This window comes from Aminobacter sp. Y103A (genome assembly GCF_030294925.1).
GTDB lineage: Bacteria > Pseudomonadota > Alphaproteobacteria > Rhizobiales > Rhizobiaceae > Aminobacter > Aminobacter ciceronei.
The window spans coordinates 4,154,861-4,168,686 of the sequence record NZ_AP017986.1; the positions used below are offsets into that span (position 1 = coordinate 4,154,861).

16 protein-coding genes are annotated in these 13,826 nt (G+C 64.1%); 12 read left to right on the forward strand and 4 right to left on the reverse strand.

All coding sequences use genetic code 11. The features are described from left to right. The first annotated feature begins 62 nt into the window (after positions 1–62). The 4 genes from pgeF (at position 63) to Amn_RS20395 (ending at position 3,723) form a co-directional block, all read left to right on the forward strand. Positions 63–854, forward strand: a complete 792-nt coding sequence (gene pgeF / locus Amn_RS20380) for a peptidoglycan editing factor PgeF (RefSeq protein ID WP_286291192.1) — start codon at positions 63–65, stop codon at positions 852–854. Positions 855–858: 4 nt separating this feature from the next. After that, positions 859–2,010, forward strand: coding sequence for a M24 family metallopeptidase (locus tag Amn_RS20385; RefSeq protein WP_067959425.1), 1,152 nt, complete (start codon positions 859–861; stop codon positions 2,008–2,010). 43 nt (positions 2,011–2,053) lie between these two features. Next, positions 2,054–2,674, forward strand: coding sequence for a hypothetical protein (locus Amn_RS20390; protein WP_286291197.1), 621 nt, complete (start codon positions 2,054–2,056; stop codon positions 2,672–2,674). Between the two features lie 113 nt (positions 2,675–2,787). Beyond that, the gene (locus Amn_RS20395) at positions 2,788–3,723 is read left to right on the forward strand and encodes a ribose-phosphate pyrophosphokinase (protein WP_067959419.1); all 936 of its coding nucleotides are present in this window, start codon (positions 2,788–2,790) and stop codon (positions 3,721–3,723) included. Positions 3,724–3,800: 77 nt separating this feature from the next. On the opposite strand, the gene chrA is transcribed toward Amn_RS20395, so the two are convergent. The 4 genes from chrA to Amn_RS20415 form a co-directional block, all read right to left on the reverse strand. Continuing rightward, positions 3,801–5,132 (reverse strand): chromate efflux transporter, encoded by a 1,332-nt coding sequence (gene chrA / locus Amn_RS20400; RefSeq protein ID WP_286291199.1) that lies wholly within the window; start codon positions 5,130–5,132, stop codon positions 3,801–3,803. A 1-nt stretch (position 5,133) separates the two neighbouring features. Further along, positions 5,134–5,937, reverse strand: coding sequence for a chromate resistance protein ChrB domain-containing protein (locus Amn_RS20405; RefSeq protein ID WP_157097205.1), 804 nt, complete (start codon positions 5,935–5,937; stop codon positions 5,134–5,136). A gap of 121 nt (positions 5,938–6,058) precedes the next feature. Next, positions 6,059–6,823, reverse strand: coding sequence for a sulfite exporter TauE/SafE family protein (locus Amn_RS20410; RefSeq protein WP_286291201.1), 765 nt, complete (start codon positions 6,821–6,823; stop codon positions 6,059–6,061). Between the two features lie 19 nt (positions 6,824–6,842). Then, a complete protein-coding gene (locus Amn_RS20415) occupies positions 6,843–7,106 on the reverse strand; it encodes a hypothetical protein (protein ID WP_286291203.1) in 264 nt (87 codons plus the stop codon). On the opposite strand from Amn_RS20415, the gene Amn_RS20420 reads away from it, so the two are divergent. The 8 genes from Amn_RS20420 to Amn_RS20455 all read left to right on the forward strand — a co-directional run bounded on the left by Amn_RS20420 (position 7,094) and on the right by Amn_RS20455 (position 13,644). Then, the gene (locus Amn_RS20420; RefSeq protein ID WP_286291204.1) at positions 7,094–7,705 is read left to right on the forward strand and encodes a 50S ribosomal protein L25/general stress protein Ctc; all 612 of its coding nucleotides are present in this window, start codon (positions 7,094–7,096) and stop codon (positions 7,703–7,705) included. The two genes, Amn_RS20415 and Amn_RS20420, sit on opposite strands and share 13 nt — an antisense overlap. A 27-nt stretch (positions 7,706–7,732) precedes the next feature. Beyond that, positions 7,733–8,470, forward strand: coding sequence for an aminoacyl-tRNA hydrolase (pth, locus tag Amn_RS20425; RefSeq protein WP_286291206.1), 738 nt, complete (start codon positions 7,733–7,735; stop codon positions 8,468–8,470). Positions 8,471–8,557: 87 nt separating this feature from the next. Then, positions 8,558–8,965, forward strand: a complete 408-nt coding sequence (locus Amn_RS20430) for a GFA family protein (RefSeq protein ID WP_286291209.1) — start codon at positions 8,558–8,560, stop codon at positions 8,963–8,965. 108 nt (positions 8,966–9,073) lie between these two features. After that, positions 9,074–10,177, forward strand: a complete 1,104-nt coding sequence (gene ychF, locus Amn_RS20435) for a redox-regulated ATPase YchF (protein WP_286291212.1) — start codon at positions 9,074–9,076, stop codon at positions 10,175–10,177. 457 nt (positions 10,178–10,634) lie between these two features. After that, a complete protein-coding gene (locus Amn_RS20440; RefSeq protein WP_286291214.1) occupies positions 10,635–11,432 on the forward strand; it encodes an APH(3')-II family aminoglycoside O-phosphotransferase in 798 nt (265 codons plus the stop codon). A gap of 235 nt (positions 11,433–11,667) precedes the next feature. Beyond that, positions 11,668–12,642, forward strand: a complete 975-nt coding sequence (gene corA / locus Amn_RS20445) for a magnesium/cobalt transporter CorA (protein ID WP_067959398.1) — start codon at positions 11,668–11,670, stop codon at positions 12,640–12,642. Between the two features lie 82 nt (positions 12,643–12,724). Beyond that, positions 12,725–13,189 carry a MaoC family dehydratase gene (locus Amn_RS20450; protein WP_286291216.1) on the forward strand — a complete coding sequence of 155 codons (465 nt, stop codon included), beginning with the start codon at positions 12,725–12,727 and terminating at the stop codon, positions 13,187–13,189. After that, positions 13,186–13,644 carry a MaoC family dehydratase gene (locus Amn_RS20455; protein ID WP_067959392.1) on the forward strand — a complete coding sequence of 153 codons (459 nt, stop codon included), beginning with the start codon at positions 13,186–13,188 and terminating at the stop codon, positions 13,642–13,644. The genes Amn_RS20450 and Amn_RS20455 overlap by 4 nt, the downstream gene beginning before the upstream one ends. Positions 13,645–13,826 lie beyond the last annotated feature (182 nt).

Consider the following 13,826-nt stretch of genomic DNA (forward strand, 5'->3'; position numbering starts at 1 on the left):
AGGCGACCTGTGGCGGCTGGCCCGGCCTTGACGAAATCGCTGACGAGGATGACAAGGCGGCAATGCTGAACGACTCGAAACCGGATCCGATCCGGTCCAACTTGCTCGCCAGCGCGGAGGCCAATGGCATCCGCCACGGTTACTTCACCCGCACCGGCGGGGTCTCCGAAGGCATCTATCAGGGCCTCAACATCGGCGTCGGCTCCGACGACGACCAGACGCGCGTGGCCGAGAATCGCCGCCGCGTCGCCAGTTGGATGGGTGTGCCAGCCGACCGCCTGCTCAGCCTCTACCAGGTCCATTCGCCCGACGTCGTCGTCGCCACCGGCCCCTTTGCCGACGGCCGTCCCAAGGCCGACGCGCTGGTGACCGACAGGCCCGGCATCGCACTCGGTGCCTCTTCGGCCGATTGCGGCCCCGTGCTGTTTGCCGACCCGCAAGCACGCATCATCGGTGCTGCCCATGCCGGCTGGAAAGGCGCCTTTACGGGCGTGCTCGAAAACACCGTTGCCGCGATGGAGGGCCTCGGCGCCAGGCGCGAGCGCATCCTCGCCGTGCTCGGCCCGTCGATCAGCGCCGCCAATTACGAGGTCGGCCCCGAATTCGTCGCCCGCTTCGTCGAAGGCGACGCCGACAATGCCAGGTACTTCACACCGTCGGCGAATGCCGGCCACCACATGTTCGACCTCAACCTCTACACGGTCGATCGGCTGCGCAAGGCCGGCGTTCAGGCGGAAGCTCTGAACCGCTGCACCTATGCGGAAGAAGAGCTGTTTTATTCCTACCGGCGCACCACGCACCGCAAGGAAGCTGATTACGGGCGGCAGATTTCGGCAATTGCATTGGAGGACTGACAGCATGGCGCTGCATTTCGAACGAACCGAATTCGACGCCCGGCGCGACCGGCTGATGATCGAGATGGCCGAAAAGAAGCTCGATGCCGTTGTCCTGTTCGCGCAGGAAAGCATGTATTGGCTGACCGGCTACGACACGTTCGGCTTCTGCTTCTTCCAGTCGCTGGTGGTGATGGCCGACGGCTCGATGACGCTGTTGACCCGTTCGGCCGACCTGCGCCAGGCACGCCACACCTCGATCATTGAAAACATCGTGCTGTGGACCGACCGCGACAATGCGAATCCGACGCTCGACCTGCGCAACCTGCTCAACGATCTCGGCCTGCTCGGAGCGCGTGTCGGCGTCGAATACGACACCCATGGCCTGACCGCGTTCAACGGCCGCCGCCTCGACGAGCAGTTGCAGACCTTCGGCCAGATCGTCGATGCGTCCGGCATCGTCGGGCGTTTGCGCCTGTTCAAGAGCCCGGCTGAAATCGAAAAGGCGGAAAAAGCGGCGAGCCTCGCCGACGATGCGCTCGACGCGGCCCTGCCGCTGATCAAGCAGGGCGGTGACGAAGCCAGGATCCTGGCCGCCATGCAGGGCGCGATCTTCACCGGCGGCGGCGACTATCCCGCCAACGAGTTCATCATCGGCTCCGGCGCGGATGCCCTGCTCTGCCGCTACAAGTCCGGCCGCCGCAAGCTCAACAAGAACGACCAGCTGACGCTGGAATGGGCCGGCGTGTTCAACCACTACCATGCGCCGATGATGCGCACCGTGCTGACCGGCAAGGCCTCCAGGCGCCACCAGGAGCTCTACGACGCCTCGCTGGCCGCCCTGCTGGCGGTTGAAAAGGCGATGACGCCGGGCAACACCTTCGGCGACGTCTTCGACGCGCATGCCCGCACGCTGGAAGCACATGACCTGACCAAGCATCGGCTCAATGCTTGCGGTTACTCGGTCGGCGCCCGCTTTACCCCGTCCTGGATGGACATGCCGATGTTCTACCAGGGCAATCCCGAACCGATTGCCCCCAACATGACTTTGTTCGCCCACATGATCATCATGGATTCGGAAACCGAGACCGCGATGACGTTGGGTCGTACCTATCTGACCACTGAATCTGCACCCAAGCCGCTGTCCCGCCATGATCTCGACTTGATCGTACGATGATTGCGCAGAGCGCTGAGGGGCGTTTGCCAGGGAGTTCGGGCAAATGAGACGTTGGATTTTTGCGGCAGCCTGCCTGTCCGCCTCTGCCGCCCTGTCCGCTTGCAACAGCGCCAAGGACGTCCTTGAACCGTCTGCCGTGGCCCCCACCGAGCAGTCGACGGCACTTGCCAGGACTGAAGGCACCGATGTCGCAGCACCCGCCGTGACGGGTGCGGCAACCGCCGTAGCAGCAGCGGGTCCTGCACCGACGGCCGCAGTGGCCGCTCCGTCACAGACCGCCGCCATCGTCGGCAAAGCGCGCGTGCAGTTCGCCCCGATCGTCGGCGCCACCGTCGAGGCGGCGACGCCTTTGACCCAGCGCCTCGGCGTCAGGGCCCGTGAACGCGGCATCACGCTCGCCGGCAGCACCGACACCACGCCGCCCGGCATCATCATGCGCGGCTATTTCTCGGCAATGACCGAGGGCAAGGACACGACGGTCGTCTATGTCTGGGACGTCTACGACCCCGCCGGCACCCGGCTGCACCGCATCAACGGCCAGCAGACCGCGCCATCGACCGGCAGCGGTGAAGGATGGCCAACGGTAGCGCGCGCGACAATGCAGACCATCGCCGACAACACCATCGACCAGTTGGCCCAGTGGCTGGCGGCAAAACCCGGCTAAGCTGCGGCATTCCGTTCCGGTATGTCGCTTTTTTGGGATTCAATGGCGACTCCGCTTGCAATACGAGCCAAGGCCGCTAAAAGCCCGCTCATATTCACTTCCAGGATCGGCGTATGAAACTCTTCGCGGGCAATTCCAACCGGGTGCTAGCAGAAGCTGTCGCTCGCTATCTCAACATTCCCCTGGGCAAGGCTAGCGTCAGGCGCTTCGCCGACCAGGAGATCTTCGTCGAAATTCAGGAGAACGTGCGCGGCGAGGATGTCTTCATCCTGCAGTCGACTGCCTTCCCGACCAACGATCACCTGATGGAACTGCTCATCATGATCGATGCCTTCATGCGCTCGTCGGCACGGCGCATCACGGCCGTCATCCCCTATTTCGGCTATGCACGGCAGGATCGCCGCGCCTCCGGCCGCACGCCGATCTCCGCCAAGCTCGTCGCCAACATGATTGCGCGTGCCGGCGCCAACCGCGTGCTGACGCTCGACCTGCATGCCGGCCAGATCCAGGGCTTCTTCGACATCCCGACCGACAATCTGTTCTCGGTTCCGGTCATGGCCCGCGACGTCAAGGCCAAGTACAAGCAACTGGGCAACGTCACGGTGGTTTCGCCTGATGTCGGCGGCGTGGTGCGTGCACGTGCGCTGGCCAAGCGCATCGACGCCCAGCTCGCCATCGTCGACAAACGCCGCGAGCGTCCCGGTGAATCCGAAGTGATGAACGTCATTGGCGAAGTCCACGGCAAGGATTGCCTGCTGATCGACGACATCGTCGATTCCGGCGGCACGCTGTGCAACGCGGCCGACGCGCTGCTCGCCAAGGGCGCCACCTCGGTCACCGCCTACATCACCCACGGCGTGCTCTCGGGCGGTGCCGCTGCCCGCATCGCCGGCTCGCAGTTGCAGGAACTGGTTATTACCGACTCGATCCAGCCGACCCAGGCTGTCATGGACGCACACAACATTCGCGTCGTCTCGATCGGCGACCTGATCGGCGAAGCGATTTCGCGCACGGCAACCGAAGAATCGGTGTCGAGCCTGTTCGACTGATTCTTTGCCGCAAGCAGACATTTCAAAGCCCCGCCCGGCATGCCGAGGCGGGGCTTTTTCGTCCCGGCAGCACTTTTTCAGAACATCCGCCAGGCCATGCCGGCGAGCGCCGCGACGGCGAGTACGGCGATCATGTTGGCCTTGAAGCGGATCAGCGCCACGCCGGCGGCGACCGCGATGACCGCTGCAACCGCGTCGAAGCTGCCGATTTCAGGTGCCGGCAGCACGAACGGCCCCCAACCCACCTCGTCGACGTTACCGAACAGGACGTGGAGCCCAAACCACACGGCGAGATTGGCGATGATGCCGACCACTGCCGCCGTCACCGCCGACAGCGCGCTCGCCAACCAGCGCACATGGCGCACCGTCTCGACATAGGGCGCGCCGACGAAGACCCACAGGAAACACGGCACGAAGGTGAACCACAGCGTCACCAACGCCCCGCCAATGCCACCGGCCAAGGGCGCCAGTGCCGCAAGCCGAGCGCCGCCGAGGAAGCCGACGAAGACCAGCACCAGGATCAACGGCCCCGGCGTCGTCTCGGCAAGGCCGAGGCCGGTCAGCATCTCGTCGGGCTTCAGCCAGCCATGCACCTCGACCGCCTGCTGGGCGACATAGGCAAGCACGGCATAGGCACCGCCAAAGGTCACCGCTGCCATCTTGGAGAAGAAGGTCGCTTCCGCCGTGTAGACGTGGGCCGGACCGAGCGCCTGCCACAGGATGATCAGCGGCACGAACCAGATTCCCAGCCAGACGGCGAGCGTGGAGAAGAGCCGCCGCGCGCTGGGCCTTGTCCATTCCGGCATGGCGTAGGCAACGTCATCTTCGTCAGCCGCCTCGGCGCCGCTCTGTTGCAGCCCGGCGAGGTGCAGCACCGCGCCGATTGCCGCCGCCGCGACGACGATCAGCGGAAATGGCAGCTTGAGGAAGGCAATGGCAATGAAGGCCACAATCGCCAGTGCGACCATCGCGCCACCCTTCAGCGCCCGCCTTGACACCTTGATCAACGCCTCGAGCACGACGGCAAGCACTGCCGCCTTGAGCCCGAACAGCAGCCCTTGCACCAGCGCGACATGGCCGACGGTGAGGTAGATCGCCGACAATGCGGTGATGACCAAGGCACCGGGCAGCACGAACAACAGTCCGGCCACCAGACCGCCCCTGATGCCGTGCAGCAGCCAGCCGCAGTAGGTCGCAAGCTGCATCGCCTCGGGTCCGGGCAGCAGCATGCAATAGTTGAGCGCATGCAGGAAACGCGGCTCGTCGAGCCAGCGTTTCTCGTCGACGAGGATCCTGTGCATCAGCGCGATCTGGCCGGCCGGCCCACCGAACGACAAGAGCCCGATCCTGGCGAAGGTCCTCGTCGCCTCTCCGAAGGAAGGGTTGGGGCTTGGCAGCGTGGCATCCATGTCAAACCGCCTTCGCTGGCCAGTTGTGGGTTTCCTGGGTGGCGTAACGGCACCAGCCATAGAGCGCATCATAGAGCGTCATGCCTCTTTCGAGCTGGGCATGATCGTCGCCTTCGATGGCTGACAGGCCGAGCGACATGGCGAGAAGTCCTGCAGCCTCGGGCTCCATGTCAAGCCGCGCCGTATCCGCAGCCCTGACGATGCGGGCGAGATGCAGCAGCGGTGGATCCGACAGGCCGAATTCCGCTATGAGTGTGTCGAAGCTGCAGTCGTCGCCACGGTGCGAATAATGCACGTCCTTGATGTCGAAGGGGATGGCGCCGGTCTCGTCGGCGACGTCCTTGACCCATTCGGCCGAGACGAAGTGGAAAATGGCCAGCGGGTCGATGAAGCGCCTGATCAGCCATGGACAGGCGATGCGGTCGATCTTCGGCCGGGCCCGCGTCACCCATTCGCTGGGCCATGGCAGCCCCGGCTCGAGGCCTGGTGCCTCGCGCGCCACGACAGGCCCGCCAGCCGCAAGCCAGGCGTCGATGCCACCTTCCAGCATCAGCGCATCCGCACCGGCGGCGAGCAGCTTGGTCAGCCCGATCTCGCTGACATTGTGGCCATGCGCACAATAGACGACGATGCTCCTCCCCGCCGGAAACTGCGGCAGCCATTCCCCTACCTTCATGTGGTCGCGCCACAACGCACCGGCGATCCGCGTCGGCGCGGCAGCAAACGCGGCGCGGCGACGCACGTCGACGATCAAAGGACACTTCTCGGTACCGATGAGATGGATCAGTTTTATTGCTGAGATCATTCCGGGCATGGTCTTTCCTCCGCACAACATCGCGAAGGCGGAGCTTGGGCCCTTCGGCCTCACGGGGAGTCCACCATGCCCCCGATATGTGAAGTCTATTTGAAAGCGTCGACCGGTTCAATCATCTCAGCACGCCGTCGAGTGCCGGCAGGCCTATGATCGCGGCGGTGGCGATCAGACCGTAGCAGATGCGCCGGAAGGTTGCCTCGTTGGCGCGACTAAACAGGCGCGAGCCGATATAGAGGCCGATTGCGAAGGTCGGCCCGATGGTCAGCGACAGCCCAACCGTCTCCCAGGTCAGCAGGCCGGCGATGAGGTAGCTGGTGATCGACAGCACACTCGATATGGCGAAATAGAGCACGATGTTGGCCCGCACCGTCAGCGGCGGGATGGCGCCGCCGAGCCAGTAGGCGACGACGGGTGGCCCGCCGACCTGGGCAGCGCCCGAAAACACCCCCGAGGTCATGCCGACCGCCGCCGTCAGGCTGGCATGCGGGCGGCCGTGATAGCGCCAGCCCGACATCAGGAGCGCCAGCAGCCCGGCAACGATGGCGACGATCGCCCAGCGGATCATGACGCCGTCGACATGAGTGAGCAGGTAAGTGCCGCTGGGCACGCCAATCATCGCCCCCAGCGCCATAACCCCGACATTGCCGCGGTCAGCACTGCGCCACGCCTTGGGGATCAGCCCCGGCGTCAGCACCAGGTCGACGATCAAGAGCAACGGCACGGCAAGCTTGGCGCCAATCAGCGCGCTTGCCACCGGCACGAAGATCAGCGCTCCGCCAAAACCCGAGAAGCCGCGCGCGCAACCGGCAACGAAGGCGGCAATGACCAGCACCACGATGGTACCAGTCGAAAGCTGGAGCGAGAGAATTTCGTACATGATGAACTTGTCGGCTTAGTTACTTGAGCTCGGCCTGATACAGGCTTGGCTGCATAAGTGCGAGCAGCCACAGCGGCGCCAACAGCGAGCCAGCCCCAAAACCGGTGCGGCGGTTGCACTTTTTGCCGCCTTCCGATATAGAGCCGCCACCCGCGTAGACACCCTTGGAGGCAACGCGGCGGAAGGCCGCCTCACCCGGCGGCTTTCGACGTTTACGGATCAGGCTTGATTGCCCGCCGTAGGCGCTCCATACAACCGAAAGGAAATGCCATGAGCGAAACATACGAGCTCAAGGCCGAAGCACGCGAACTGGTCGGTAAGGGGTCCGCCCGTGAAGTTCGTCGCAACGGCAAAGTGCCTGCAGTCATTTACGGCGACAAGCAGCCTCCCCTGGCCATCGCCCTGTCCTACAAGGACATCTTCTACAAGATCCATGGCGGCGGCTTCCTGACCACCGTGGCGACGATCGACGTCGACGGCAAGAAGATCAAGGTCCTGCCGAAGGACTACCAGCTTGATCCGGTCCGCGATTTCCCGATGCATGTCGACTTCCTGCGCGTTGGCGCAAACACCGAAGTCAACGTCCAGGTTCCGGTTCACTTCATCAATGAAGAGAAGTCGCCCGGCATCAAGCGCGGCGGTGCGCTGAACATCGTCCGTCACGAGGTCGAGTTCCACTGCCCGGCCAACGCGATCCCCGAGTTCATCACCGTCGACCTCGAGGGCACCGACATCGGCGATTCGATCCACATCTCGGCCGTCAAGCTGCCGAAGGGTGTGAAGCCCGTCATCTCCGACCGCGATTTCACCATCGCAACGATCGCCGGCACCTCGGCATCGAAGTCGGAAGAAGGCGCAACCGAGGCTGCCTCCGAGGCATAATCGGCGCATACCCGGAGAACCCGACACATGCTGCTCTTTGCAGGTCTCGGCAATCCGGGTACGCAATACCAGAACAACCGGCACAATGTCGGCTTCATGGCGGCGGACGCAATTGCCCGCCGCCATTCGTTTTCGCCCTGGACAAAGAAGTTCAAGGGCCTGGTCGCCGAGGGCAACATTGCCGGCGAAAAGATCGTCCTGATCAAGCCTCAGACTTTCATGAACCTGTCCGGCCAGTCGGTCGGCGAGGCCATGCGTTTCTATAAGCTTGCCCCTGCCGAACTCACTGTCTTTTATGACGAGCTGGACCTCGTTGCCGGCAAGGTGAGGGTCAAGGTTGGCGGCGGCGCCGGCGGCCACAACGGCATCCGCTCCATCGACCAGCACATCGCCAGGGACTACCGTCGCGTCCGCATCGGCATCGGCCATCCCGGCGTCAAGGAGATGGTCCACGGCCACGTGCTTGGCGACTTCGCCAAGGCCGACAAGGAGTGGCTCGACGTTCTTCTCGACCTCCTTGCCGACAGCGCCGAACTTTTGACCAAGGGCGACGACAACGGCTTCATGAACAAGGTCACCGTCGGGCTGCGCGACAAGCTTCAGCCGACTGGTGCCAGCGACGCGCCGCCGCCGAAGGCCGCCAAACCACAGGCGCCGAAGGCCCAGAGCCACATACGCCAGGCCCGTCCGAACCAGCCTGCCGTCAAGGTGCCGGAGACCGGGCCGATGGCCGCGATGCTGAAGAAGCTGCTCGGCAAGGACTGAGCGGCAACAAAGACATCCGCTTCGGTTCGTGCGATAAGGGCGCGTAATGCCCTTTGGTCCGACGCAACCGTCAGGCGAGGTGCCACCATGCAATCCCGTACCGCATCCTGCTCCTGCGGGCAGCTTAGTATCGTTGTCGGCGGCGCGCCGCTCGGTGTCGGCGTCTGCCATTGCCTTGCCTGCCAGCGCCGCACCGGCAGCGTCTTCGCCGCCCTTGCCGCTTTCGCCCCGCCCTACACGGTGACGGGCACGGCGACGGAATATTTGCGCGTTGGCGATCGGGGCTCCCGCTACACCTTCCGGTTCTGCCCGGTCTGCGGCACCAGCCTGTTCCACACCGAAGTCGGTGCCGAAAGCGCGTTTGTGGCGGTCGCCGTCGGCGGTTTCGCCGACCCGGATTTTCCAGCGCCGGAAGATTCCGTCTACGACTGCCGCCGCCATTCATGGGTCGTCCTGCCGCCGGAGATCAAGGCGTATGACAAGAATCCCGACTGACGGATGCCATGCGCGGAACCGCGTGCGACGCTGAAAGACTTGACGATCTAAGGCCCTATCGCCCATAGCCCTGTTCAAATTCCGATTTCCCGATAGGACCAAAAGACCATGGGTTTCAAATGCGGCATCGTTGGCCTGCCCAACGTTGGCAAATCGACGCTTTTCAACGCGCTGACGCGCACCGCTGCCGCGCAGGCGGCGAACTACCCCTTCTGCACCATCGAGCCGAACACCGGCGAGGTTGCGGTGCCGGACCCGCGTCTCAAGCAACTGGCCAACATCGCCAAATCGAAGGAGATCATTCCGACCCGCATCTCCTTCGTCGATATCGCCGGCCTGGTGCGCGGCGCCTCGAAGGGTGAAGGCCTGGGCAACCAGTTCCTGGCCAACATCCGCGAGGTCGACGCCATCGTGCACGTGCTGCGCTGCTTCGAAGACGACGACATCACCCATGTTGAGGGGCGCATCGACCCCGTCGCGGACGCCGAGACGGTCGAGACCGAGCTGATGCTCGCCGACCTCGAAAGCCTCGAGCGCCGCATCGTGCAGTTCCGCAAGCGCGGTGCCAGCAAGGACAAGGAAGCGACCACAGTCCTGCCGATGATGGAACAGGCGCTGGCGCTGCTCCAGGACGGCAAGCCGGCCCGCCTGCTGCTCAAGGGCATCGCGGCCGACGACCTCGCCATCCTGCAGGGCCTGAACCTTCTGACTTCGCACCCGGTGCTCTATGTCTGCAACGTCGCCGAAAGCGATGCCGCGACCGGCAACGAGCACACCGCGGCCGTCCAGAAGATGGCCGAGGCGCAGGGCGCCGGCGTCGTCATCATTTCGGCGGCAATCGAGGCCGAAGTGGCGCAGCTGCCCGACGGGGAAGCTCAGGAATTCCTGGCCGACATGGGGCTCGACGAGCCGGGCCTCGATAAGCTCATCCGCGCCGGCTACGAGCTGTTGCACCTCATCACCTACTTCACCGTGGGTCCGAAGGAGACGCGCGCCTGGACCGTGCACAAGGGTGCCAAGGCACCCCAGGCCGCCGGCGTCATCCACACCGACTTCGAACGCGGCTTCATCCGCGCTCAGACCATCGCCTTCAACGACTTCGTCACCCTCGGCGGCGAAGTCCCGGCCAAGGAAGCCGGCAAGGCACGCGACGAAGGCAAGGAATATGTCGTCCAGGACGGCGACGTGATGCTGTTCAAGTTCAACACCTGATCGCCTGGCTCCATCTCATGCGCCTTCGAAAGCCCCGCGTTGCGGGGCTTTTCTTTTGGCAATGAGACCGTCCGATCACCCGGCCTTTGCAAGCCCGCTTTTCAGTCTGCGCCCTCGCAGCGTTAACCTTTTGCTAAGCAAGGCTGACTAGGGTCGCCTGGAGATTTGCAGATCGTCTCCACCTTTGACCACGGATGTACTGGCACTGGATGTTGAGACGCTAGAGAAAGGTCGGGGGCATCCCGGCCTTTTTTGTTTGTCCAGGATGGCGACGTCATACGGCCAAATCCAGCACTTGGACCGGCTCGAGGCTCACTCCTCTTCAGGCAGCCTCATCACCAGCGTTGGACACGATCAACTGGATTGTTCTCGACGGCTCAGCTGCGAATACCTATCTGCGCCCCAAGCGACACGGCGGCGATGCTGCCCGCGCAGCAATTGTCTCTTGAGGGGCCGGATGACACAGCACGCACATGTCGAGATGGATCTTCCCGCGTTGCTGCGCGAGGCACTGGCTAGTTACAGCTGGGACCGGCAGACCATCGGCCATTCGAATGCCGGCGTGTTCAAGCTTGCTGCTGCCGGCAAGCCGACACTGTTCCTCAAGACCGAGGCGACAGGCGATTTCGCCGAACTGCCCGACGAGGTGGCGCGCCTGCGCTGGTTGGACGGCCAGGACATCCCCTGCCCTGAGGTCCTGGCTTTCGAGACTCACGCCGGAACGCACTGGCTGCTGATGACAGCCGTCGCCGGACAAGACCTCGTTTCGCACGAGGTTCCCCCCGAGCAGGCTGTCGCCATCATGGCCAACGCCCTGCGCCGGCTGCATGCACTCGACATCGCCTCCTGCCCCTTCGATCACAGGCTTTCGGCACGCATCGAGGTTGCCCGGACGCGCATGGTAGCGGGCGTGGTCGACGTCGAGGACTTCGACGACGAATGGCTGGGCCAGCCCGCCGAAGTCGTGTTCGAGCAACTGCTGGCGCGCCGGCCCGCCGGCAAGGAAGACCTTGTCGTCACCCATGGCGACGCGTCGATGCCCAATTTCATCGCCGATGGCGGCCGCTTCTCCGGCTTCATCGACTGCAGTCGGCTCGGCGTCGCCGACCGCTGCCAGGATCTCGGCATTCTCTGCTGGAGCATCCACTTCAATCTCGGCCAGCAATGGGTGGCGCCGTTTCTGGAACGCTACGGCCTGCCGGACGCCGAACCGGCGCGGCTCGCATACTACCAACTGCTCGACGAGTTCTTCTGAGCTTGGCGGGGCGGCGACGATCTCCTCGATTGCCATGGAGGACTGCGCCCCCAGCCACCTCGGTCGCGGCGCCCGCATGCCCGCCGCACCTTACCGACTTGCAACTTGACGTCGCAGCCGCGCGGGTCTATCGCGCCTAGGCGCTGGCCCGGCCCTTTCGTGCCCCCGCCGGCACAATCCTTTAACCCCGCCCGCGACCGGGCATGATATCAGCTCCAAATGTGGGAGACCGGCGATGATCAAGGCATTCGTCGTGGAAAACGATCGTCTGCGCCTTGCAGACTCCATTGCGGCCGCGAAAGACAGCATTGTCTGGGCCGACCTGCTCAACCCGACCCGAGAAGAAGAGGCCGAAGTCGAGCAGTGGCTTGGCGTCGGCGTTCCGACGCGCGAGGAGATGGAGGAGATCGAGATCTCGTCCCGGCTCTATGTCGAGGACGGCGCCTACTTCATGACGGCGACGCTGCCGTCGCAGGCCGACAGCGACGACCCGGTGATGTCGCCGGTCACCTTCGTCCTGCGCCGCAACCTGCTGGTCACCATCCGCTATCACGAGCCGAAGGCGTTCCTGTCATTCCCTGTGCGCGCCGAGAAGGCGGCAATCGGCTGCACGTCGGGCGAGACCATCCTCGTCGGGCTGCTGGAGGCGATCGTCGATCGCCTCGCCGACGTGCTGGAACGGGTGTCGCGCGACATCGAGCTGCTGTCGAAAGACATCTTCAACCCGACGGCGACCAAGGCCTCGAAGCGGGACCGCGACTTTCAGCAGGTCCTCAAGACCCTCGGCCGCAAAGAGTCTCTTACGTCGAACATCCGCGACAGCCTGACCTCGCTGCAACGCCTGTCCGGCTTCCTCGCCAACGCGCTGGCCCAGGGCAAGAACGGCAAGGACGCCAAGGCACGGGTCAAGACGCTGTCGCGCGACGTGCTGTCGCTGACCGACCACGCCTCGTTCCTGTCGCAAAAGATCACCTTCCTGCTTGATGCCACGCTCGGCATGATAAACATCGAGCAGAACGGCATCATCAAGATCGTCTCGGTGGCGGCCGTGGTGTTCCTGCCTCCGACGCTTGTCGCCTCGATCTACGGCATGAACTTCGACCTGATGCCGGAGCTGCGCTGGATGCTCGGCTATCCCATGGCAATCGGCCTGATGGTCATTTCGGCCGTGCTGCCGTTCTGGTGGTTCCGCCGCCGCGGCTGGCTCTGAGCCAATGATTGCCCTGCAGCCGGCCTTGCGCGCCCCGCGAGGCCGGTCCAAGGTTATCGTACAAGCTTGAACAGGATTGCCGATGCGCAGCAGCAAGACATGGGCCTATGAGGACCTCGCGGAGGGCGTGATCATCGACCTCGGCAGCAAGACCGTCGTCGCCGAGGAGATCATCGAGTTTGCCTCGGAGTTCGACGCCCAGCTCTTCCACCTCGACGAGGAAGCCGGCAAGGCGAGCATTCTCGGCGGGTTGGCGGCCTCGGGCTGGCACACCTGCTCGATGTTCATGCGCATGCTGTGCGACGCGCTGCTGCTGAACTCGACCTCGCAGGGCGCGCCCGGCATCGACTACGCGAAGTGGAAGAAGCCGGTGCTTGCAGGCGACTTGCTTTCCGGCAAACTGACCATCCTGTCGAGCCGCCTGTCGAAGTCGAAGCCTGGGCTCGGCTTCGTCAGCTGGCGCGCCGAACTGGCCAACCAGAAGGGTGAGCCGGTCTTCGAGCTGGTCAACACCTGCATGTTCCTGACCCGCGAGGCAGCACAATGACCCTCGACGAGTATCTCGGTATCGGTGTCACCATCACGCTTGGCAGCCATCATTTCAGCGCCGAGGCGATCAAGGACTTTGCCCGCAAATACGATCCCCAGCCGTTTCACACCGACGAGGAGGCAGCAAAGGCAAGCGTCTTCGGCAGCCTCTGCGCCTCAGGCTGGCACACCACGGCGGCGTGGATGAAGCTCAACCTCGCCCATCGCGGCCGCGCCTGGGACGGGCCCGGACCAAAGCCCGAATTCGGCCCCTCGCCCGGCTTCAAGAACCTGAAATGGCTGAAGCCGGTCTTCGCCGGCGAAACGGTGACTTTCACCCGCCGCGGCATCGACCACCGTCCGCTCGCCACCCGCCCCGGCTGGAGGATGATGACGTTGCACTCGGAGGGTTTCGACAGCACGGGCGACAAGGTCATCGAGTTCGACAGCGCCGTCCTGGTGAAGGTGGAGTAACGCTGGACATTCCCCTCGCCCCGTCTACGGGGAGAGGGTGGTCCCGAAGGGCCGGATGAAGGGCAGAGCCAGGATCTCTCAGTTATGATCTGCCCCCAATCTCCCTTGCCTCGGAGGGTGCCGTACGAAGCCAACCTTCCACCTCTCGATGCTTCGCACCCCTCTGGCCTGCCGGCCATCTC